22 protein-coding genes are annotated in these 22,435 nt (G+C 52.5%); 12 read left to right on the top strand and 10 right to left on the bottom strand.

Annotated features, from left to right (window positions below; genetic code table 11):
- Positions 1-50: 50 nt before the first annotated feature.
- From Kalk_RS07360 to Kalk_RS07370, 3 genes are read left to right on the top strand one after another with little or no spacing between them, the layout of a single operon-like run.
- Positions 51-1,742, top strand: a complete 1,692-nt coding sequence (locus Kalk_RS07360) for a cytochrome P450 (RefSeq protein ID WP_101893575.1) — start codon at positions 51-53, stop codon at positions 1,740-1,742.
- A 32-nt stretch (positions 1,743-1,774) separates the two neighbouring features.
- On the top strand, positions 1,775-2,398 hold the full coding sequence (locus Kalk_RS07365) for a hypothetical protein (protein WP_199768028.1): 624 nt from the start codon (positions 1,775-1,777) through the stop codon (positions 2,396-2,398).
- Between the two features lie 3 nt (positions 2,399-2,401).
- Entirely contained in the window at positions 2,402-3,241 is an 840-nt protein-coding gene (locus Kalk_RS07370; protein WP_101893576.1) for a hypothetical protein, read from the top strand.
- A 5-nt stretch (positions 3,242-3,246) separates the two neighbouring features.
- On the opposite strand, the gene Kalk_RS07375 is transcribed toward Kalk_RS07370, so the two are convergent.
- Positions 3,247-4,491, bottom strand: a complete 1,245-nt coding sequence (locus Kalk_RS07375) for an ABC1 kinase family protein (RefSeq protein WP_101893577.1) — start codon at positions 4,489-4,491, stop codon at positions 3,247-3,249.
- Positions 4,492-4,726: 235 nt separating this feature from the next.
- Between Kalk_RS07375 and ubiE the strand changes: the two genes are divergently transcribed.
- The 7 genes from ubiE to tatC all read left to right on the top strand — a co-directional run bounded on the left by ubiE (position 4,727) and on the right by tatC (position 9,711).
- Entirely contained in the window at positions 4,727-5,476 is a 750-nt protein-coding gene (gene ubiE, locus Kalk_RS07380; protein WP_101893578.1) for a bifunctional demethylmenaquinone methyltransferase/2-methoxy-6-polyprenyl-1,4-benzoquinol methylase UbiE, read from the top strand.
- 13 nt (positions 5,477-5,489) lie between these two features.
- Entirely contained in the window at positions 5,490-6,167 is a 678-nt protein-coding gene (locus Kalk_RS07385; RefSeq protein WP_101893579.1) for a ubiquinone biosynthesis accessory factor UbiJ, read from the top strand.
- On the top strand, positions 6,164-7,819 hold the full coding sequence (ubiB, locus tag Kalk_RS07390; RefSeq protein WP_101893580.1) for a 2-polyprenylphenol 6-hydroxylase: 1,656 nt from the start codon (positions 6,164-6,166) through the stop codon (positions 7,817-7,819). The genes Kalk_RS07385 and ubiB overlap by 4 nt, the downstream gene beginning before the upstream one ends.
- Before the next feature lie 63 nt (positions 7,820-7,882).
- Positions 7,883-8,212 carry a phosphoribosyl-ATP diphosphatase gene (locus Kalk_RS07395; protein ID WP_101893581.1) on the top strand — a complete coding sequence of 110 codons (330 nt, stop codon included), beginning with the start codon at positions 7,883-7,885 and terminating at the stop codon, positions 8,210-8,212.
- A 14-nt stretch (positions 8,213-8,226) separates the two neighbouring features.
- The gene (gene tatA, locus Kalk_RS07400) at positions 8,227-8,460 is read left to right on the top strand and encodes a Sec-independent protein translocase subunit TatA (RefSeq protein WP_101893582.1); all 234 of its coding nucleotides are present in this window, start codon (positions 8,227-8,229) and stop codon (positions 8,458-8,460) included.
- Between the two features lie 19 nt (positions 8,461-8,479).
- The gene (gene tatB / locus Kalk_RS07405; RefSeq protein WP_101893583.1) at positions 8,480-8,932 is read left to right on the top strand and encodes a Sec-independent protein translocase protein TatB; all 453 of its coding nucleotides are present in this window, start codon (positions 8,480-8,482) and stop codon (positions 8,930-8,932) included.
- Positions 8,929-9,711, top strand: coding sequence for a twin-arginine translocase subunit TatC (gene tatC / locus Kalk_RS07410; RefSeq protein WP_101893584.1), 783 nt, complete (start codon positions 8,929-8,931; stop codon positions 9,709-9,711). Before tatB ends, tatC begins: the two co-directional genes overlap by 4 nt.
- Before the next feature lie 12 nt (positions 9,712-9,723).
- Here tatC and dtd read toward each other — a convergent pair whose 3' ends face one another.
- From dtd to pip, 4 genes are all read right to left on the bottom strand, one after another.
- Positions 9,724-10,161 (bottom strand): D-aminoacyl-tRNA deacylase, encoded by a 438-nt coding sequence (gene dtd, locus Kalk_RS07415; RefSeq protein ID WP_101893585.1) that lies wholly within the window; start codon positions 10,159-10,161, stop codon positions 9,724-9,726.
- The gene (locus Kalk_RS07420) at positions 10,158-11,075 is read right to left on the bottom strand and encodes a glucosaminidase domain-containing protein (protein ID WP_158643364.1); all 918 of its coding nucleotides are present in this window, start codon (positions 11,073-11,075) and stop codon (positions 10,158-10,160) included. Before Kalk_RS07420 ends, dtd begins: the two co-directional genes overlap by 4 nt.
- Before the next feature lie 71 nt (positions 11,076-11,146).
- The gene (locus Kalk_RS07425) at positions 11,147-11,968 is read right to left on the bottom strand and encodes a type IV pili methyl-accepting chemotaxis transducer N-terminal domain-containing protein (RefSeq protein ID WP_101893587.1); all 822 of its coding nucleotides are present in this window, start codon (positions 11,966-11,968) and stop codon (positions 11,147-11,149) included.
- A 215-nt stretch (positions 11,969-12,183) separates the two neighbouring features.
- Positions 12,184-13,143, bottom strand: coding sequence for a prolyl aminopeptidase (gene pip / locus Kalk_RS07430; protein ID WP_101893588.1), 960 nt, complete (start codon positions 13,141-13,143; stop codon positions 12,184-12,186).
- 167 nt (positions 13,144-13,310) lie between these two features.
- Here pip and Kalk_RS07435 point away from each other — a divergent pair, with 167 nt between their 5' ends.
- The gene (locus tag Kalk_RS07435; RefSeq protein ID WP_101893589.1) at positions 13,311-14,468 is read left to right on the top strand and encodes an MFS transporter; all 1,158 of its coding nucleotides are present in this window, start codon (positions 13,311-13,313) and stop codon (positions 14,466-14,468) included.
- 14 nt (positions 14,469-14,482) lie between these two features.
- Here Kalk_RS07435 and Kalk_RS07440 read toward each other — a convergent pair whose 3' ends face one another.
- The 5 genes from Kalk_RS07440 to Kalk_RS07460 form a co-directional block, all read right to left on the bottom strand.
- A complete protein-coding gene (locus Kalk_RS07440; protein WP_101893590.1) occupies positions 14,483-15,289 on the bottom strand; it encodes an SDR family oxidoreductase in 807 nt (268 codons plus the stop codon).
- A 198-nt stretch (positions 15,290-15,487) separates the two neighbouring features.
- On the bottom strand, positions 15,488-16,801 hold the full coding sequence (locus Kalk_RS07445; RefSeq protein ID WP_101893591.1) for a hypothetical protein: 1,314 nt from the start codon (positions 16,799-16,801) through the stop codon (positions 15,488-15,490).
- A gap of 132 nt (positions 16,802-16,933) precedes the next feature.
- On the bottom strand, positions 16,934-17,395 hold the full coding sequence (locus Kalk_RS07450; RefSeq protein WP_101893592.1) for a YiiD C-terminal domain-containing protein: 462 nt from the start codon (positions 17,393-17,395) through the stop codon (positions 16,934-16,936).
- Positions 17,395-20,274, bottom strand: a complete 2,880-nt coding sequence (locus Kalk_RS07455) for an ATP-binding protein (protein ID WP_101893593.1) — start codon at positions 20,272-20,274, stop codon at positions 17,395-17,397. The genes Kalk_RS07450 and Kalk_RS07455 overlap by 1 nt, the downstream gene beginning before the upstream one ends.
- Before the next feature lie 59 nt (positions 20,275-20,333).
- Entirely contained in the window at positions 20,334-22,061 is a 1,728-nt protein-coding gene (locus Kalk_RS07460) for an acyl-CoA carboxylase subunit beta (RefSeq protein ID WP_101893594.1), read from the bottom strand.
- A gap of 41 nt (positions 22,062-22,102) precedes the next feature.
- Between Kalk_RS07460 and Kalk_RS07465 the strand changes: the two genes are divergently transcribed.
- Complete coding sequence (locus Kalk_RS07465; RefSeq protein WP_101893595.1) at positions 22,103-22,432, top strand: hypothetical protein; 330 nt, start codon at positions 22,103-22,105, stop codon at positions 22,430-22,432.
- Positions 22,433-22,435 lie beyond the last annotated feature (3 nt).

Raw genomic sequence — 22,435 nt, forward strand, 5'->3', positions numbered from 1 at the left:
CGGGGCGAGCTTGACCCACCGCATGAAACATCTGACAGGAGGCTCACAGGATGGCTGACGCTCAGGCATTAAATAACAACCACTTAGCCCGAAAAGAGCCACCCCGTTTGAAAGGCGGGCTACCTTTGCTGGGGCATATGATTCCCTTTGCACGCAATCCTTTTTTGTTTATGAAACGGGTTTCGGACCAACTGGGGGAGATCGCGCAGTTTAAAATCTTCAATCAACGCATGATTCTTTTGACAGGCGATGAAGCCAGCGCCCTGTTCTATCGCTCAAGCGACGAACAACTGGATCAATCCGCCGCCTACAAACTAATGACCCCTATATTCGGTGAAGGCATCGTATTTGATGCACCCAACGACCGTAAAAGCCAGCAACTGAGAATGTTGATGCCTGCCCTTCGCGGGGAGGCCATGCGCAACCATGCCGACAAGATTCTGATTGAAATTGAAGACCTGACCAAACAGTGGGGCGATCAGGGAGAAGTGGATCTGGTGGCGGCCATGAAGCAACTTACGATTAATACTGCCAGCCATTGCCTATTGGGCAGAGAGTTTCGCTACGAGCTGACTGACGAATTTGCCTCCATCTACCATGATCTTGAAAAAGGCGTAAATGCTCTCGCCTACAGCTTCCCAAATTTGCCGTTGCCATCGTTTCGAAAACGGGATCAGGCCCGACGCACGCTGCATCACCTGGTAAGCGACATCGTAGCTCGACGCGAACAACAGACAGAAAAACCCACCGACATGTTTCAAATGCTGATCGATACTCACTATGACGACGGCAGCAAGCTAACAACAGATGAAATCACCGGCATTCTGGTGGCAGCCATATTCGCAGGCCATCATACCAGCTCGGGCACCGCTGCCTGGGTGTTGTTGGAGCTGTTGAAACACCCTCACATGCTCCGAAGCGTGCAGCAGGAACTGGATCAGCAGTTCGGAGCCGATGGCCAAGTCAGTTTCCAAACCCTGCGGGAAATCCCCAAGCTGGAGAACACACTGAAAGAAGTGCTGCGACTGCATCCTCCACTGATCGTGCTAATGAGGCAGGTGACCGAAAACATATCCTTCAAGAACTACAGCATCCGCGCCGGAGACATGGTCTGGGCAAGCCCCCCTGTAACCCATCGCATGCCGAACCTGTTCGATAACCCTGACGTATTTGATCCTGATCGATACGAAGCGCCCCGCTCCCAGGATAAAAACCTCATGGCCTTCCAACCTTTCGGTGGCGGCAAGCATAAATGCTCCGGTAACGCCTTTGCCATGTTCCAGATCAAGGCAATTTTCGCCGTGCTGTTGCGACGTTATGAGTTCGAATTAGTGAACGCGCCCGAGACCTATGTAGACGACTATCGTGAAATGATTGTACAACCCAAGTCGCCCTGCCTTGTGCGTTATAGATTGCGGGATAACTCACGCCTGAAAGCACAAAGCTCACAGCCAGCGGACCACACCAGCACCCTCACGGCCAACAGCGGATGCCCTCAGCATGGAGCACAGAAGCACAATACTTTAGATAGCGAACCACGCTACCGCATCCATATAGACCGACAGTTGTGCCAGGGTCACGCCATGTGCATGGGCGAAGCGCCAGATCTGTTTCAGGTCGATGATCACAACCAACTGCACGTTCCTAACGATGCACCAACGATAGCGTCGCTGGAGCAAGCAAACAGGGCAGCAAAGCATTGCCCCAACCAAGCCATTCGAATCGCAGTAGAACAACAATAAACCTACTCCCCATAAACAAACAGGACGACATCATGACCGCACAAGAAACCAACATTCCTGTCTGCACCCGAGAGGAACTTGAAGAAATGGTTCAGCGCTGGTTGCAGGCCAATCGGGACGCAGAAAAAGCCGGCGACTGGACTAAATACCTAGGCCCAATGTACACAAAGGATGCTGTTTACGGCTGGAACATCGGCCCCAACGAAGAGTTCGTTGCTAATGGTCGCCAGGAAATCTGCGACATTGCTTTGGGTTATCAGATGAAAGGTTTTGAGGAGTGGGAATATCCATATCATGACATCATCATTGATGAAAAACGCGGCACAGTCATCGGCTTTTGGAAGCAGCGGGCTCCCTACAAACGCCCAGACGGAAGCTACTATGAGATCGCAGGCATCGGTGGATCCTGGTTCGAATATGCTGGGAATTTTCAATGGAAATGGCAAAGAGATTTTTTCGACCTGGGCAACGCAAAGGCCATGTTTTTCGAACTGGCCGGGGCCGGGTTACTGGAGCCCGTCGTGAAACAAAAAATCCACGCCCAGGCCTCTGGAAAGCTATTGCCAGGCCACCGCAAATTGCGACCCGATCTCAGCACCCGTGAAAAGGCCCGCAACTTTCTCGCCATGGTTCGTATTGCAATGACAGGGAAGTAACCCATGACAAGTCAACAGCTTGCCTTCGGCAACGCACGCCCGGCCAGCGACAAAGCCCGCTGGCTTTCTGCCAACCCGGATCGAGCCTGGGGCGAGAAGTTTTTTCTCTTCTACAGCCCGGTGTGGATGGCGTCCATGGGCCTGATGATGCTCATGGGCTGGGACAAAAGTTTCAGCAACATCGCACTGCTTATCCACGCCGTTACCATCGCAGCGCCACTGTTGCTACTGCCGTTGATGCTACACCCAAAATGCAGCCCGCTGGCCTGGCATCAAACCTATTGGTTCAAGGCCAATCTGTTTATGGCCATTTTCAGCGTATTTGGAAACTACGTCGGATCAGAATACTTTTTTGACGTGTTGGGCATGGTGTACAACTACCCCAATGCCAGCACCACACTGGATACCGCACTAGTGGGCGAAGGGAATCAAACCGTTCCGCTGATCATGTATTTCTATACTCACGCTTATTTTATGACGTATCACACCACAGCCGTCTTAGTCATGCGACGGGTGCTGACATCATCACTCCCCCTGCGGCACCTGCTGTTTTTGCCACTTGCTTTTGCGGTGGGGTATTGCTGGGCCTGGATGGAAACCAAAGCCATGGCCAATCCATTGATGGCAACCAGCTTTTACTACACCAAACTCGATGCCATGCTCACCTACGGGTCGTTGATTTATGCCACCTATTTTGTGGTGGGGTTTCCAATCTTTTATTTTCTGGATGAGAACAAAGCCCAACCCTGGAGCAAGCTGACGGTCTGTGCCGCCGCGCTCAGCACCAGCATGCTGGTATTCTATTTATTGGATATCTGCGCCCACTGGGTTAATGCTCTATAACCGGTTTAATCCACAGCCACTTTATAGGTTTTGAGTAGGCCACCAAAGGTAAGCACCACCCGCGCCAGCGACACAAAGGAATCCGGGATCGTCACCTTCAGATCTCTTAACTTATCCAGAGCTATTCCGAGCATGTCGGTGGCTTCATGCCGGCGTAAATTTTCTTTCAAGATCAGATCTGCGACCTCTTCAAATACCGCCTGATCCTTGGCAACAAACCCGGCTCGGCGGAACAGCTCTCCCAACGGTTGGTCCGACTGAATACGACCAAACAGCACTTGCAGCAACACCGCATAGTGCTGGGTCTCTTCCGGAGTCAACACGCCGATGGCTCCGTAATCCAAAACCGCGACCCGACCATCTTTCATCACCAGGAAATTACCAGGGTGAGGATCCGCGTGATACACACCAAACGCCGTGATCTGCTGCACATAGCAACTCAGCATCTGGCGTAACAAGGGCTCGGCCTTAGCAGGGTTTTGATTCAGATAATCCGTCAGGCGGCTACCATCGATCCATTCAGTAACCAATACCCGGCTGGTGCTGAGCTGATCGTACATCTTGGGTACATAAATCAGTTTGTCGTGGGGCAGCGCAGAGAACTTACGCAAGTTGGACTCTTCGGCAAGAAAGTCCAGCTCTTGCATGGTCATGGTGATAATCTGTTCCATTACCTGCTTAAGATCAAACTGACTCACCAGCGGCGCACCAAAGGTTCCCAACGCCTTGAACACCATAGAATCCTGACGAAACAGTTTACGTGCATGGGGCAACTGGATTTTCACAGCCACCTTCTCGCCAGTTTTCAGTACAGCCTTGTGTACCTGGGCTACCGAAGCCGCTGCCACCACCTGCTCATCAAACTCGGCAAAATGATCACGCCAATCAAAGCCCCACTCACGATTGAGCACGTGTTCGATACTGGCAAAGGATACCGGCTTGGCATCATCCTGCAGTTTTTCCAATTCAGAGACGTACTGCATCGGCAGAATATCAGAGCGAGAACTCAAGAACTGACCAAACTTGACCCAGATGGCACCGTTATCGTGAAACAGCTTAGTCAGCTTGCGGGCCCCTTTATAGTGGGTTTGTGCCAGCAGTTTGCGCTGTTCCAGCGGAGAGAGTTCCGCCGCCTGATTGCGGTATGAGCGATAGGATTGTTCCAACTCAATACCAACCCGTGTTGCCGTCAGGTAGCGCTCGCCACCGGTAACCACTGAATTAAAGGTATCGAAAATGTTGTTCAGCATGGGTGCCAACTCTTTGTTATTCTGCTTTTCATTTTTTACTCTGGAACTCGAATATAACGATTCTACCGCAATTTACTATTGCTGAATGGTCACCGAATGTCACGCTGAGGGGCCAACCCAACCCCACAACCCCAATTTATTGACCTGAGCGCCGTTGCCTGCCAGTTCCAACCGCCGCAGTCTTGCTTCTGAGCCCCTAATCCGCGAAGATACCCTCCGCACTTGGAGGCCCCTGATGTCCAACGAAAAAACGACTCATTTCGGTTTTAAAAACGTCCCTGTTGAACAAAAACAGAAGTATGTAGGCGAGGTTTTTCACTCCGTTGCCGCCAAATACGACATCATGAATGACTTGATGTCCATGGGCATACATCGCCTGTGGAAACGGTATACCATTGAGATGAGCGGCGCCCGCCCGGGTCAGTCGATACTGGATCTGGCCGGGGGTACTGGTGATCTCACCATGAAGTTTTCCCGCATCGTGGGGGATGAGGGCCAGGTGGTGCTGTCGGACATCAATTCCTCCATGCTGAACGTAGGCCGTGACAAACTGCTGGATCATGGTTATGCGGGAAATATTGAGTATGTACAGGCCAATGCCGAGTGCCTGCCGTTTGCAGATAATACCTTCGACTGCATCACCATCGCTTTTGGCCTGCGCAACGTTACCGACAAGCAAAAAGCTCTGGAATCCATGACCCGCGTACTGAAGCCAGGCGGCCGCCTGATGGTGCTGGAATTCTCCAAACCGACCAACCCCGGCTTTGAAAAGGTCTATGATCGCTATTCTTTCAGCGTGCTGCCCATGCTTGGAAAACTGGTGACCAACGATTCGGAAAGCTATCGCTATCTGGCAGAATCCATCCGCATGCATCCTGATCAGAAAACCCTCAAGCACATGATGCGCAAGGCTGGCCTGGATCGGGTGGATTATCACAACCTGACCGGCGGTGTCGTGGCTCTGCATCGGGGCTTCAAATATTGATGGACGCCCACTAATGGATCAGCACCGTCAATCCCTGATTCCTGTATTCCTCACCGAGCAACTGGAGCGGGCAGCCAACCGCGCCCTCTATTACGCACCGGTAACCCGCCTGCAACTCACCAAGCTGAAGGGTAAATCCCTGGCAATTGAGCTGCAGCGCCCCAATTTCCCCCTGCTCATGACCGTAGGCAAGCGCAGCCTGGGTTTCCAAAACCAGTGGGAAGGCGCCGCCGACGTCACCATTCGAGGCCCCGCCGTCGCGCTATTACGCCAGATCGGCAGCGCAGAAATAAGCCCCGCAGACCTGATGCAACTTGGTATTGAAATCGAAGGGGATCAACAACTTGCACAGCAGTTTCTGCAGGTAATAAAGGATCTGGACCTGGATCTGGAGAGCGCACTAGGTGATCTGATCGGCGATATGGCTGCTCATCAAATTACTGAAGTTGCCAGAGTCGGTTTCAGCTGGTTACGCTCCACGGCTCGAGCAGTAATAGATCAATCCCGCAATGTCATTGCCGAGGAGCGTCAGTGGGTGCTCACTCCCCGCGAATTCCAAAGATTTCAGAGCGACGTAGAAGATCTGCGGGAAGACACCGACCGCCTGCAGGCGCGTCTGCAACGGCTGCACAAAGCCCGCATGCCCGCGCCTCTGAACTCACCATCTGAGAACAACGAGCCTACACCTTGAAACGCCTAGCCCGACTACTCACCATTTTCACCATGCTGGCCCGCTACCGCCTGGATCAGCTACTGCCCGATCATGCGGCCACCCGCCCCCTGAAATGGCTGATTCGCCTGCATCCTGCTGCCTGGGGTGCCTCCACAGCAAGCCACCCCTGGGCCCGAGCCCGCATAGCCATGGAAGAACTGGGGCCGGTTTTCATTAAGTTCGGGCAACTTTTGTCCACTCGGCACGACCTGCTCCCAGAAGAAGCCATCGAAGACCTTTCCAATTTGCAGGACAATGTTCCCCCCTTCGGTGAACAGGCCGCCTTTGACATTATTGAACGTGAACTTAAGGGCTCAATTCAAACCCTGTATGGCAGCCTCGAACGCACACCTCTGGCATCGGCATCTGTGGCGCAAGTGCATGCAGGCACGCTGTTGGATGGTCGCGAGATCGTAGTTAAAGTTATCCGCCCCGGCATTGAGAAGCTGGTGGACAGCGATCTGGCCCTGCTGTTGACCGGTGCCCGCTGGCTAGAGAAACTGGCCCCGGAAACCAAGCGCTTCCATCCGGTACAGGTTGTGACAGACTATCGCCACATCCTTATGGGCGAGCTGGATCTAGGTCAGGAGGCCGCAAACGCCGCTCAGTTTCGCCGTAACTTTGACGCCTCACCATTACTCTATGTGCCTGATATTCATTGGAATTTAAGCACATCCAAGGTGCTCACCATGGAGCGGGTATATGGCGTGCCGGTATCCGATACCGAAGCCATGATCAAAGCCGGCGTCAATATGGAACACATCTCCGAGATTGGGGTTGAGATCTTCTTTACGCAGGTGTTTCGCGACAATTTCTTCCACGCCGATATGCACCCCGGCAACGTACTGGTTAACCTGAAAGATCCCCAGAACCCTCAATATCTGTCATTGGACTGCGCCATCGTCGGCACCCTCAGCAAAGAGGAGCGCTTTCTTCTGGCGCGCCAGCTGATGGCCTTGCTGGACAAAGATTATGAGCAAATCGCCATTCTCATGGTAGAGGCCGGTTGGGTGCCATCCCATACCCGCATCCACGAGTTCCAGAACGCCTTGCGAACCGTGCTGGAGCCAGTATTGGAGCGGCCTCTACAGGAAATCGAGTTCGGCCCGGTACTGATCCGCCTGTTCCAAACCGCCCGTCGCTTCGAAATGCAGGCCCTGCCGCAATTTGTTCTGCTGGAAAAAACCCTGATTCACGTGGAAGGCCTTGGCCGCCAGCTCTACCCCGAGCTGGATATATGGGAAATCGGCCGTCCGTTGCTGGAAAACTGGATTAGGGACCAGATCGGCCCCAGCGCCATAGCCCAAACCATTAAGCGCAACGCACCGGCCCTGATCGAACAGATTCCCCATATTCCAAAATTGGCATGGGATGCACTGCAGGAAATGCGTAAACTGAGTGAGAATCAGCAAAAACTGCTGCAACAGGTGGAAGAGCGTCACCTGGGCCAGATTCGCAGAGATCGTATTATCACTCTGCTGGGCCTGATTGGCCTCACCGTCGGCCTGAGCTGGGGCATGAATCCGGACTGGCTGGCAAACTGGCAACAAGTACCGGCGGGAGCCTGGGTGAGTGGCGCTATCGGCGCTACCCTACTTCTGACCAGATTGCGCAAGAGCAACGATAACTGATACTTTTTAACCAGGATGAAGAGCGGGTTGCATGGTTGTAACATGGTTCTCATATAATGTTTTATGAATGACACATTAGCCGCACTGGATAAAGTGCTGACCGAACGTAAGCAGGCCCAGGCAGACAGCTCCTATGTGGCCAGCCTCTACCACAAGGGCCTCAACAAGATCCTTGAAAAAGTGGGTGAGGAAGCAACCGAAACCCTGCTGGCGGCAAAAGATGCAGAGCATAGCCAACAGTATGAAGATGTCGTGTATGAAACGGCGGATCTTTGGTTTCATACATTGGTCATGCTGCACAAACTTGATCTATCTTCGGCTGATGTATTAAAAGAATTGGAACGCCGCTTTGACTTGTCAGGGCTGGTGGAAAAAGCAAATCGCAATAAATAAACGGGAGTAGCCCCATGGGTTTTGGTGGTATAGGTATTTGGCAACTGTTAATCGTACTGGCGATCATTCTGTTGATCTTTGGCACCAAGCGTCTGCGTAACCTGGGCGGCGATGTAGGTGGTGCGATCAAGGGCTTCAAGAAAGCCATGAGCGAAGAAGACAAAAAAGATGAGCAGGCACAGCTGAAAGAGCAAAAAGAAGGCGAAGTGATCGACGCCACCGCTGAAAAGAAAAAAGACCAAGCCTGATCGAAACTGAGGATAGTTCATGTTCGACATTGGCTTTTTTGAGCTGGTTTTGATTGGCGTAGTGGGCCTGCTGGTGTTGGGGCCTGAGCGCCTGCCCCATGCTGTGCGTATGGGCAGCGCCTATTTGGGCAAGATTCGGCGCGCAGTCTCCAGCGTGCGGGAAGAATTCGAGCGCGAAGTCAACATGCAGGAGATGCAGCAACGCATCAAACAGCAAATGGCCGACACAGGGTTGGACGAGGCCCGTCAATCCCTGCAGGATCTGAAAAAGCAGGTAGAAGCGCCGACCTCAGCACCAAACAAGGCAGCGTTAGGCGAAAACAGCATCGGTGGTGGCCTGCCGCAAGCGAGTCAAGATCCCCATGACGATCCGGACACCCGCCACAATCCTACTGCTCCGGAAAACGAAGCAGAGCCGTTACCTGAGCCAGCAGCAGAAACGGCCCCCGAAAAAGACACCCCCAAAGCATGAGCAAACAGAACCAACCTGCCGATAAAGGCGCAAACCTCACACTGATCGGCCATTTAGTCGAGCTGCGTGATCGCATTATGAAATCCCTGCTGGCCATTCTGGTAATGTTTGTCAGCCTGATTTATTTCGCCAACGACATTTATGAGCTGGTAGCCAAACCCATCCGTGATCAACTGCCGGAAGGCACCACCATGATTGCCACGGACATTACCTCAACCTTTTTTGCGCCCTTTAAACTCACGCTGGTGGTGGCGTTTTTTCTGGCAATGCCGGTGGTGCTGGCCCAGATCTGGCGTTTTATCGCACCAGGGCTGTATGCCCACGAACGCAAATTTGCCCTGCCATTACTGGTGCTCAGCGTATTGCTGTTCTACTCAGGCATAGCCTTTGCGCACTTTGTGATTTTTCCTCTGATCATGAACTTCTTCGTCATGGCCAGCCCAGAAAACGTAACCGTTACACCCGACATAGCGCAGTACCTGAGTATTGCCCTCAAGCTGTTCTTCGCCTTTGGCCTTGCGTTCGAAATCCCCATCGCCACCATCATCCTGATCCTGAGCGGCGTCACCACAGTAAAAGACCTGAGTTCAAAGCGCCCCTATGTGATCCTATTCTGTTTCGTGTTTGGCATGCTGCTAACCCCGCCCGATCCGTTCTCACAGTCCATGCTGGCGCTTCCCATGTGGATGCTGTTTGAAGTAGGGTTGTTGATTGGCCGACTGATTAAGCGTAACAAGCCAGAAGACGACGAAGAGAAATCGGCTGCAGATCCATCCTGATAAGATTGTGGCTTAACTCTGCAGCAAAAAGGTCACCGGCCCATCATTCACAAGGCTCACCTTCATATCAGCCCCGAATTTGCCGGTTTGAACTGATGCAAGTTTCCAGCGAGCCTGATCTACAAAATACTCGTACAACTCGCATCCAAGTTCCGGTGTCGCCCCCGCTGAAAAGCTGGGGCGCATGCCTTTGGCGGTGTCTGCCACCAGAGTGAACTGGGACACCACTAACAAGCCACCACCGGCATCCAGCAAAGAGCGATTCATTTTGCCCGCGTCATCTTCAAAGATTCGGTAGTTCACCACCTTGTGCAACAGTTTGTCGGCACGGTGACGGTCATCGCCTTTTTCCACTCCGAGCAGCAACAAAATGCCACCATCAATGGCTCCCGTTACTTCCTCATCCACCGATACCGATGCAGAAGCGACTCTCTGGATTAAACCTTTCACACACCGTCTCCGACAGGCTCCAACACCACCGCTTTGCCTTCCCTGAGGTATGCCTTATCTACCTCAGCCAATTGATTCACCCGAATCAGGGCCCGAATTTCTTCTACGTAGGCTTGCCCGCGCTCAGAGTATTTCAGCAGGCCTGCCGCCAGCCCTTCGCCTGACAGGGGTTGATCGCTCTTTCTGGCCTGCTCCCGCAGCTTGCGCAAAGGCTTATAGGCATTATGGGTGTTAAGGTTATGCATATAGGCTGCGATGGATTCAAAGGGGGTTTTGAACGTGCGAATGCCATAGTTCCCCAACTCGGTACGCACGCGTTCAGGGGTAATAGCATCGTCACTCCAGCTCCACTGCCCAAACAACGCATTACCCTCGGCCGCAAAGCGCGACGTGCCCCAACCACTCTCGATAGCCGCCTGGGACAGGGCCAGTGATGCAGGCACAATATCTACGCGCCGCAACAACCGCTGAAACGCAGCCTCATCCTTAGAATTTTGTGGCACCTGAACCCGGTACTCATTGGCGATATCGCTCAGGCGGGCGCGATCCAACTCGGCCCAGTTAGAAGTTTGTAACATGCCTTCGATAAAGGCTCTCTGGCTGGCAATTGTCTCATTGGCCCGCAGCACCATCGGTGCCAGCATAAAAAAGAAATAACGTTTCTTCTCCGCCGTTGATAACTCACCAGCAGTGTGCGTTCGCCAGCGCTCAGGGACATTATTCAGATAAACCCGTGGCACACTGCGATCACCAGCCTGCCAATTTTCCAGTGAATAATTGATTCCGTGAAAGTAGGCGACCACTTCGTCTGGACTGGTAAAGGTTAGATGATCCCAACCCCGGTCGGCGGCCCACAACGCAGAAGGCACACAGGCAGCCATAAGAAACACATAAAAAGGTTTGATCCACGACATTCGCTTTGCATCCATTCAATTAGCTATGGATGCAAAGCGTAGAAGATTTATGCAGTGTTAATCAAGGCTTATCAACGTTCCAGATTAGCGGCCACCGCTTCAGCAGAGAGCGTCACATCCAGATCTTCGTATAAGTGGGTGATGGCATCCATTCGCTTCAGCATCCCTGTGGTGGTAACCGAAATCACATGAGGTACATAGTTTCCATCTTCCAGTTGCTCAAAGCCGGTATTGGAAAATTGCCATTGGGCCTCCACTTTTTTCAAGGCCTGACGCAGGTCGACGGTGTTTTTATCGAAACCCACCAATGCCTGCAAACCAGCACCGTATTGAGCCTTGGCATTTTCAAATTCAACCACAAACTCCTGATCACGGAAGCCCCAAGCCTGAGCAAAATAATAAGCCGCAATACGCTGTGACAACATGCGCTGACGTCCGGAGGTATTCACCATTTGGGCAGACTTACGGCCTGCAAAGGCTTCCAGATCCAGCACTACCTGGTGGCAAGCAGCCAGGATGGCATTATTACGATCCAGTATTTTTGCCGCGTTCTCACGGCTCACTTTACCGATGGCCAGGGTGCGATATTCAAACCAAAGGTCTTCGACTTTTGACAGTGACTGGCGAATGGTGTCTGAGGGCGCGTATTCTGTCAGCTCCTGATACTGCTCTTCAAACAGAGCAACACTCTTATCCAATTCATCACGAGCCCGAACTACATCCACTTCGAGCCCTAACGCCAGATAGTTCTTCATAATATTTTGAGTCAGCATGCGCTGGCGACCGGCTTTGTTCAGGGCCGACCCCATAGTGAGCACTTCGGCAAAAATCTGCACTGAAAAAACGCATAAGAATACGGCGAGAATGGTGTTTAAGAACAACTTGCGAGGCATGGCGTACTTCCTTTTTATTGAAACTGCACATAAAGGGAGCAACTAGCAATTATACTGCCAACACGAATTTGTCTAGGTGCGCCCGGTTTCCTTTCAACCTTGAGTTAAGATCGGGAAACCGGAGAACACAACGGCAATCAGCGTCGATGTGATTGGGTTATCAGGAAAAACGAGAACCGGCTTTGCAAGCACAAAATTGAAATGGGTCAACTATCTCAGGCGCGACTGTCCTGCTTGCGAGCCATTTCATCGGTGGCTTTGATGAGCGCGTTGACGGTACCGGGCTCCATACTGGAGTGCCCGGCATCGCGAATGATGCTGAGTTCGGAATTCAACCAGTTCTGATGCAGCTCAATTGCCTGATCCATTGGGCAGATCATGTCGTAGCGACCATGCACAATAAACCCCGGAATATCTTTGATCTTATCCATATTGTTCAGAATCTGGTTTTCTTCAATAAAGCCCTTGTTGAGGAAATAGTGTACCTCCATTTTCGCCAGGCTCAGTGCTGTGTGGCCATCGGTGAAATGCCCCATCACGCTTTGATTGGGGCGCAGGGTGGCGCAGTTGCCTTCCCAGGCTGACCAGGCTTTGGCAGCAGCCATTCGCTGCAGCTCGTTGTCGTTATTCAATATAGCGTGGTAGGCCGGCAGGATGTCAGCCACCTGTTGGCCCCGCAATGGTCGCAACAGCTCCTGCCACTGATCCGGAAAAATCCGATTAGCGCCTTCTTTATAAAACCAGTCCATATCCTTCTGCCGACACAGAAACACACCCCGCAGTATCATTCCCAGCACTCGTTCAGGGTGTGCCTGAGAATATAGCAACGCCAGCGTCGAGCCCCAGGATCCGCCAAACAATACCCACTGTTCAATCCCCAGGGTTTCACGAATGGTTTCCATATCGTTGAGCAGATCCTGGGTGCAATTGTTCTTCAGGCTGGCATGGGGCACAGATCGACCGCAGCCGCGCTGATCAAACAACACGATGCGATACTTCTCAGGGTCGAAAAAGCGGCGATGAAAAGGCTCACAACCGGCACCAGGGCCGCCATGAAGGAACAGCACCGGAATGCCGTTGGGGTTACCACACTCTTCCACGTAGATGCGATGCGGCATATCGACGATGATGCTGTGTTCTTTGTAAGGTTTTATGTCAGGGTACAGTACCTGCATTCAGTTCACTCCCGCCGGGCCATTCGGTAACTTTAGCCTAAACGGCGTTCACCTGAAAGCAGATACCGTTAAATCAAGCACTTACTCTTTTCCAGTTACCCGATTATGCGTTAGGATAAATGTCGTTTTGATTGAATATTCATTAGCAACGGTTCCCATACCTCACCATGACTGATGCAGCTCAGCTACGCCTGCAGCTGGCCGTTTTTGCGCTGGTATCGGCGTGTTTTACCAATATTTATATCACTCAGCCAGTGTTGCCGGTGTTGCAGCAGGAGTTTCAAGCCAGCAGCGTTGAGGTTTCCTTCACCATTTCTGCCGTGGTGCTGGGCATTGCCCTGGCTAACCTGCCCTTTGGCGTACTGGCAGATCGACTGCCCATACGACCCATTATTCTCACTGGCTCAGGCTGTATGCTGATTGGCAGCCTGATCTGTATTTTCTCCGATGATTTATGGTCATTGATTGGGGGGCGCTTTCTGCAGGGCTTGTTTGTACCTGCCCTCACCACTTGCCTGGCGGCGTTTCTGGCCAAATCATTACCCCCCGCTCGCCTCAATATGGTCATGGGCTATTACGTATCAGCCACAGTAGTGGGTGGCCTGGGCGGACGCCTACTGGGAGGCTGGATTCATCCGCCCCTGCATTGGCGTTATGCCTTCGTCAGTGCTGGCGTGTTTTTGTTGATCGCCACGGTAATGTCATTGCGTACTTTGCCCCAGCGCACCATCCAACCCACCACGCACACCAAGACTGGTTTTTTGGAACTGCTGCGACACCGCGACTTGCTGGCTCTGTTTCTGTGCGGTGCAGGTGGCTTCGGCATTTTCTCATCAATTTTTAATTACCTGCCGTTTCGCTTGAGTGAACCCGCCTTCGACTTCTCGACCGAGCAGATCACCCTGATGTACCTGGTGTATGTGATGGGCATTTTCATGGGGCCTATAGCGGGGCGCATAGGTAATCGAATAGGCAGCGGCTCCACTCTGTTGATGGGTACCGGGGTTCTCGCGCTGGCCTTACTGTGCTTATTAATACCCGCCGTGTGGGCAGTTGTCGTAGGGCTGGTGCTGGTGTGTGCCGGGTTTTTCACTGTGCACGCCGGTGCCGTGGGGGCGATTAACGGCAAACTTTCCAGCGGCCAGGGGCGCGCCAACGCGCTTTACGTTCTGTTCTATTACGTCGGCGGCTGGATCGGTATCACCATTGCCGGTGTGGCCTACAGCCGACAAGGATGGCTGGCTGTGGTGATAATGTCGTTGCTATTGTTGCTGACCCTGGTCAATGCCGGTGTGAGTGAGCGGAGGTCATTAAAAAACGCCTGATACCATCACGGCCACTACCAGGCACCACCACCCACCAGTGATATGCCGCCGTCCAGCGCGATGATATGCCCTGTCATATAGGCGCTTACCGGTGTCGACAACACCAACGCCATTTCGGCCATCTCAGCAACATTAGTCACCCTCTGCAGAGGGATTTTCTGTTTCAGTGCAGCACCATCATCTGCCGACATAAACAGTTCACCACCAACGGTATCCGCAACATAACCAGGGGACAGCCCGTTCACCCTTACACCACGTGGGCCCCACTCAATGGCCAGCGTTTTGATCAACATTTCAATACCTGCTTTGGCTGCGCAGGCGTGCGATTGCATGGGCATCGGGTTATTCGCCTGGGGTGCAGAGATGGCAATCAAGCTTACATCCGCAGCTGCAAAATGCTCACTGCAGGCGCGAAACGTATTAAAGGTGCCTTTCAAATCGATGTCGATGACTGCACCGAAACCATTAGCGCTGAGCTTATCCGCCGGGGCAATAAAGTTACCGGCAGCCCCGGCGATCACAACACTATAGGGGCCAAACGCTGCAACCCCCTTGGCTGCCGCTTCCGCCAAAGCAGCGTAATCCCGCACATCCGCAGAACAGCCCAGTGCTTTTGCGCCCAAGGCTTCGATCTCTGCCTGGGTCTCATCCAGCTTTTCCTGACGGCGGCCCACCATAACAATATTGGCACCGTGGCGGGCAAAGTGCAGGGCAATACCTTTATTGATACCACTGCCGGCCCCGGTAATTAAAGCCGTTTTACCGGCAAGCAAATTGGATTGAAACACACTGGATTGGGCATTAGTAACGCTATTGGTCATGTCGGTCTCGATTTATCGCTGACAATGAATGTGAAGCCACCTGAGCTTCAAGCACCATAGCAACTAAACCTACTGGACGGAATGACGAAAACGCTGCGTTATTTGGTGTATTTTGTGAGCCTGACAAATCGGTAAGAGTGGCACTGCAAGAGGGGCATGCGTCGCCACTCTTACAAGTGGCGACAGCACAAACATGGCTTAGTACAAGGAGACCTTTACGGTGTTCGGTAAAAGAGCACCGCCCTCGCTTACCGCACCACACACCTGGCTGACAGAGATCAGCGAGTCAGTGCCGATATTAAAGACATCCAAATTATCGCAGTGGCCTTCTTCATGCAGCACCAGATTGATACAGAACGACCCGCATTGAGAGTAGGTCTCAACCCGTGTAGGCTCACGCATCCAACGGGACTTGTTACCCGCCAGGGTGATGTAATCATGAAACACCTTACGTGTCACCGTGAAGGGCGTGGCCAGGTTAGATCCCAAAATAAAACCGGACAATTCCCCACTCCAACCCTGATAACTGACTTGCACCACACCGTTTTCGAATTGCTTAACATGGGTGTAGAGGGTCCTCGCCATCGCCGAACCACCAAGATAGTGGTACAACAGTTGGCCATCGGTGTCGATCAATAGAAAATGCGCTTTGTCTTCTGCCACGCTGCTCAATGGGTTAAAGCGGCTGTTATCACCCCATAACAACACACGACCATCGGGGCCGACAGACTGACCCTTGATGTATTCAAACTCCGCGTTTTCATATTCCCATTGCGTGACGCCTACGACATCGGTCAACCGTACATTATGATTGCTGCTGTTGTACAAGGCCGGCCGCCCTAATGATTCACCAATCAGGCTCTCTCGACTATTGGTCAGATCGTATCGACCCAACTCATTCAAATCCGTATCGAAACTGACAACCTGACGTCCGGATGCCGTTGCAACCTCTGTCATTAACTGGTTGTGGCCAGACACAGAAGTAATTGAAACCGCACCGCTAACCTCCAACAATTGACTGGAGCCCGCAGCAAAATCCATGACCAGAATCCAGCCTTGATCACTGGCATTACCAAAGGCCGCGACAGTTTGCCCCAGCACCGCAACCGCGCCCGCTAGTGGCCTTTCCGCCACACCGACCGGCACCATCGCACTGTCTATCGGCAGCACCTGCTGCGCACTTGCGTCCACCACAGTGGAAGTGGCGAGGGTGGCTCCTACAACCAGTAATCGCTGGCCAGGCAGATCAATCGCACCATTAGTATCGTCCGCAGCAACACCAGCCAGTGCGTCTACAGCAACGTTACCGTCTGCGTCGTAGCGGGTAATGTGCAGCCCGTCGGCCTGATTGGATACATGCACGACATTGCCATCCCCATCCAGCAGAGCTTCGTTCAAGTTATCAGGGTTAACGGCTACCGTAGCCATCCACTGCGCAGCAGTAGCGACACAGCCCAATAGCACAGAGGCAAACAAGACAGGAACTACAGATTTCAACAAAGGTTTATTCATCGACTTCACATCTTATTGTTGTGGTAGTGAGTGTTTATATCAGACACAAAAAAGCCCATAAGATCAGTCTAGCGCTTCCTGGGAATCACCACTAGCGAACAAAATGTTTGTTTTTGTATCAGAAGGTTCCTGTTATGACTCAGGTACAGGATCGTGCTTCATGGCAGCGTATACCGCACTCATGGACACCGCATCCTCATCGCCTTCTTTGATAAGGATATCAATAGTGGTTTTAACCCGGCCCTTTGCCTCGTAGCCGCGCAGGATGTGCTGACGCTGTTCTTCAGTAATGGTGGTTTGCGCCCGCAACACGCCACGCACTGGCTTCAGGTAAGCGACCTCGCCTTTGGCCAGCCATACACTCGGCATATGCCCTGCGTCCAGCAAAGTGAGATGCAATGCGCTCCACCCGGTCATAGCACCTACACAATATAGGCTGCCACCGAAAGCGGTGCCGTGGGTATTCAGATTAGGCTCCAGGGGCGCCTCCACCACAACGGTGGAGCCGTCCCAGGAAATCACGTCAATCCCCATATGGGTAATCAAAGGCACCTGCTCTTTGAGCTTGGTGCGGACGTGATCCAGTTTGTCCATCAGATCAAACCCGTCATCAATGCTTCAGTACGGGCGCGGCGGCGGGCTTTCACCTCGGCCGGATCCACTTCCACCATCTTCTCGTCTGGGGTGACCTTGAACAAGGGCTGACCCTGCTTAACGATGGCACCATCGACGTTTTCCAGCAGGACTTTGTCGATAGTACAGGCGAATGGTGCAACCACTTTGTTGAACATCTTCATGACTTCGATAATGTAGATCGGCTGACCCGCTTCTACATGATCGCCAACCTCAACAAATGTAGGTGCTCCCGGCACTTCACGCCCGTAGAACATACCGCCGCTTACTGCCACGATCTCGTCCGCTTTAGTGGCAGGTGGTGGAACCAACACCTTCATCATGCGCGCCTGCAGCTCTTCGTTGTGCAAAGATTCTGGAATGAACACAGTAAGGTCTTCGTTTACTTTCAGGTCGTAAAAACCAGCTTCGCTCGCCAGCTTAGGTAAGGCACTGACCACTTCCATACCGGACTGGAAGCCCAAGTGAGCCGCCTGCACCTGAGTCCAGGTAGCTTCATCCATACCCGCTTGCGGCGCATCTTCCGCCAACAGCGCGTTGAGTTTCAGCCAATCGCTTTCACCCAGCTTTTCTTCCAGTTCACGATAGAACTGCAACCCTTTCTGCAGAATTTCGTTATCGTGTTTCCAAATGCACTCGGCAGCAGGCAAATCAGCACGGTAATCCATATTCAGGTAGTGGTAGGTGTCATCCAGAACCTGCACCGGGTTACGGGTCCACACCACACTATCACTGTCGAACTGCACATTGGCTTTGTTCAAACTCAGCCAACCGGAGAACACGTGGGGATCACGCGTCAGAATATCCAAAGCGCGTAACAACAATGTGTGCTTGCGCTCCATGGAGGCATCAATAGCCTGCATGGCTGCCTGCAGCGATTCTTCTGCTCCATGGGCAGCCGCGATCTGTTTCTTGTAAATACCTTTAGCTTGATTAAAAGCGTACTCCAGATCGAAATCCGCCGCCGCCTCTTTCACCAAACCGACCAGTGTCAAATAGGGCATCACAAACTTGGTAGTGGACTTGGCGTGAACATTCTCCGCCAGGAACCAATGCACCAACCCATAATGGAACTGCAGGTTGGTTGCCAGATTCTCACCACTCATCCGGGTGCGACGTAACAACTCTGCCATTTCTTCATAGCTGTGTTTACGATTCTGCCCCACAGACAGCAGCAACGCGATGTTACTGTCGTAGGCTCCCGCCAGATGATACTTAATGAACTGTCCGGTGTCGGGGTTACGGGCACTGATGCCCTGGTCATCACGTATTTCGTTGGCAATTGGGCTGGACCAGTATTCGATCACACCGCCAGCATGAGGCTTCAACGCATCATTGGTGGCGTTCAAACGGGCTTCTACCGAGGCACGCTCACGGGGAATACGCTCTGGCTTGGGCAATTTCTTACCGTGGCGAGCCAGCAAAGTCATGGCTTCAACCAGCGAATCCACTATCAGGAAATCGTTGGGATCTTCAGGGTTAACGAACTTCAGGGAATAACACAGTTCAGATACCCTGTGCTCCACCTGAATACGAGTGTTCATTTCCATGAAGAAGTGGCTGCCCTTATCGACAATACACTCAAACGTAGACACAGAATCCAGGCCAACGGCAGCACCGAAACGCTCTGATTCCAGCTCCATGTTCTTCAGGATGTCCAGGTCGGTTTTCAAGGCTTCAACCTCAGCGGCCTTGCCTTCTGCTTCAGCGCGGGCAATGGCCTCTTCCAGCATTTCACTGGTGTTGGAGATCTCCAATAATTTTTGCTCATGCATCTGCAGTGAGCAGTCACGGGCACCCAAAGTGGTACACCATTCACCATTACCGATCACCTGAATTTCCTGGTGGCGGGTGGTTTCGATGTTCAGTTCGATCAACACGTTTTTGTTGTCGCCCACACCGGTGGTTTTCACTTCCTGAAGAATTTCAATCAGTTTCTCAGCCGCCACTTCAGACGCCGCTTTAATACGGACATCCAGATCACCTTCAAAGGCAGCTGGCGATTGCAGGATACGCTGCCCTTTACCGCCGCCACCGCCGATGGCTTTCAGGCGTACACGGTTTTCAGGGTAACGCCCAAACACTTCAGCAACACGCACGATGGCTTCCGCGCATATTTCGTCGGTGCTGATGATATCCAAGGACTTGGCATAGGAAGCATTCAACACTGCATCCGCAGCATCTTCCAGGGCGACCGTCTCATCCCAGTTCGCCGCATCTACGCTCAGGCCTTTTTCGTCTGCCAGTGATTTCAAACCAGCGCGATCACCTACTTTACGAATCAGGGTAAGGCTGGTGAGGTTATCAATGCCCGGGGTCGTGGATACATCGTTTGCCAGCGCTGTACGCTTGGCTTCGTCTTTCGCGCCCGCACCACGCACAGTGGCAGAACACGGGCCAATAAAGTTCAGACCGGCCTTTTCCAGCGCACTCACCAGCGCTTCGTCCTCGGCCATGAAACCATAACCGGCAAACACTGAGTCGTGGCCGTTTTCTTTGGCCATGGTAATGATTTGCTGAATACGCTGTGTACGCTCATCCTTATCCATACCGGTATAGTCAGGCACACGGTGAATACGATCAGGATTAGCAATTTGGCGCAGCTCAGGTGCCAACGCGTTGTTATAAGTAATGGAATCCTTTTCTGACAACAAAATGCCGTAGTCAGTAATGCCCATTTCTTCCCATACATCCATCACTTCTTTACGGATCGGGCCGCGACAAATAATCAGTGGTTTCATGTCGCTGCAATCGAACTGGCTAACCCATGCCGAATCGGTAGATTGGCGGCGGCGATCTTTGTTCACCAGTGGATTGTTTGTGTAGTTTTCGTTGCTCATCTTCTAAATCCTATAAATTCTCTTCTGCCTGTTGCTACCAGGAGCTACCAGGAAACCGATTAGTGGAATTCGCGTTGCACGCCGCCCATGGGGGACGCCTCGTAATGACGCAACAGGAAGGTGAGATTTTGTGCCAGGCTGGAACGCAGATCGTAGGGCATGACCAGCTGGGAAATCGAGCCCAGGCTTAACGCCTCTTTCGGGTTCATCAGCTCTTTTTCATACTGCGCAGAGTACATAGCCTCTTGCTGCTTCACCCACTCGGCTACTTCTGCTTCGGCCTGCGCCTTGGCTTGCGCTTCGCTACCACCGGCAGCCAGCAATTGTGTTGTGCGCTCGGCAACCTTGCCATTCACCGAGGCACGCACCGCGGCCAGCTCTTTCTTGAAAACAAATTCTTTACCGGCATTACCCATTACCGCCAAACGGGTAGTAGGCAGCGCCAGTACCACATCGGCACCGGTGGCATAGCTGTTGAACGCGGCGTACGCACCACCAAAAGCGTTACGTACAATCAACAGAATACGCGGCGTACGCAGATCAATTATGGAATCCAGCATGGCGCGGCCAGCCTGCACAATACCGTTACGCTCCTGATCGGTGCCCGGCAGGAAGCCGGTGGTGTCTTCAATAAACACAACCGGGATGTTGTAGACGTTACAGAAACGGATGAAACGGGCATTCTTGTAGGAAGCCGCAATGTCGATCTGACCAGAGGACACCGCACTGTTGTTGGCGACGATACCCACTACGTTGCCACCCAACCGGCTGAATGCGCAAATGGTGTTTTGAGCACGATCTGGCTGAAATTCAGTGTAATCACCGTGATCACAAATCTGCTGAATCAAGATTCGGATATCCAACGGCGTGTTGTAACCAGAGGGCGAGTTAAACGCCTTCTTGAACAGGATGTCGGCATCCCAGGTTTTGCGAGTGACTGGATCAGAGGTTTCCTGAAACGGTGCCATGGTGCTGTTGTTGTCTGGGAAATAGCGCAGCAGCTCTTTGGCTTTGCGCAGAGCAGACACTTCGTCGGGCACCACAAAATCGGTCACACCGGACTGACCATGCACGCCGGGGCCTCCCAGTTCGTCTGCTGTCACGTCTTCACCCAGAACAGACTTCACCACACCGGGGCCGGTCAAACCAAAGAAAGTATCCTGCGGCTGGATCATAAAGCTGCCTTGACGGGGCAGGTACGCACCACCACCGGCGTTATAGCCGAACATACACATAATGCTGGGTACGACACCGCTGATACGACGCAAAGCCGCAAAGGCTTCGGCATAACCATCCAGACCGCCCACACCGGCAGGCACAAACGCACCGGCAGAGTCATTCATACCAATCAGAGGAATACCGCGCTCACCGGCCATTTTAATCAGGCTGGCCAGCTTGCGGCCGTTAGTGGCATCCATGGAACCGGCACGAACAGTAAAGTCATGTCCATACAGGGCCACATCACGCCCTTCTATATTAACAATGGCCGTCACGATGGACGCACCATCCAGATTCTTGCCCCAATTCTGATACAGCACGATGGGGTCTTTATCGGTCAGAACCCGAATACGCTCCCATACGGTCATGCGTTTCTTCAAATGCTGCTTTTCAGTTGCCACCACGCCCGCCGCGTTTTCAGGACGCTGCATGATCTCCCAGCCTTCTTTCAGAGACTCTTCGTAAATGCCAGGCTGCCGGACAATTTCACCGGGGATCTTAAATTGTTTGGTTTCCGGCTCGTGGAAGGGGTTTTCCAAGGATGGAACAAGCTTTTTATGTATTCCCATGCTGTTAAACGCTCTTAGTTGAATCGCTGGAACTCTGAAATGTGGGCGGTTTTGCAACAGTCTTGGGAGGAAATCACCTCAAGCCAACAACGAAACTGCAGAAAACCTATTTAAGATCAGCGAGTTATGCCGATATTAAAAATCTGTATCTTGAGGGTGCTGCATTATTAAACCGCCTGACCGCAGAGTCAATTACCGTAACGCTCATTCAAATTGATGAAAAACAACAACGACGCTACAGGCGCTCTGGCCATCAGGAAGGTGATTACCCAGCTAAATTTGCGGGTATTTTCAAAATGCCCCCACCCCCAAGGACAAAAAGGGTGGCCATTATCCCACAGTTGCTGGCCATTTTCAGCTTTGGATTTTAGGCC

It is taken from the genome of Ketobacter alkanivorans (assembly GCF_002863865.1).
GTDB lineage: Bacteria > Pseudomonadota > Gammaproteobacteria > Pseudomonadales > Ketobacteraceae > Ketobacter > Ketobacter alkanivorans.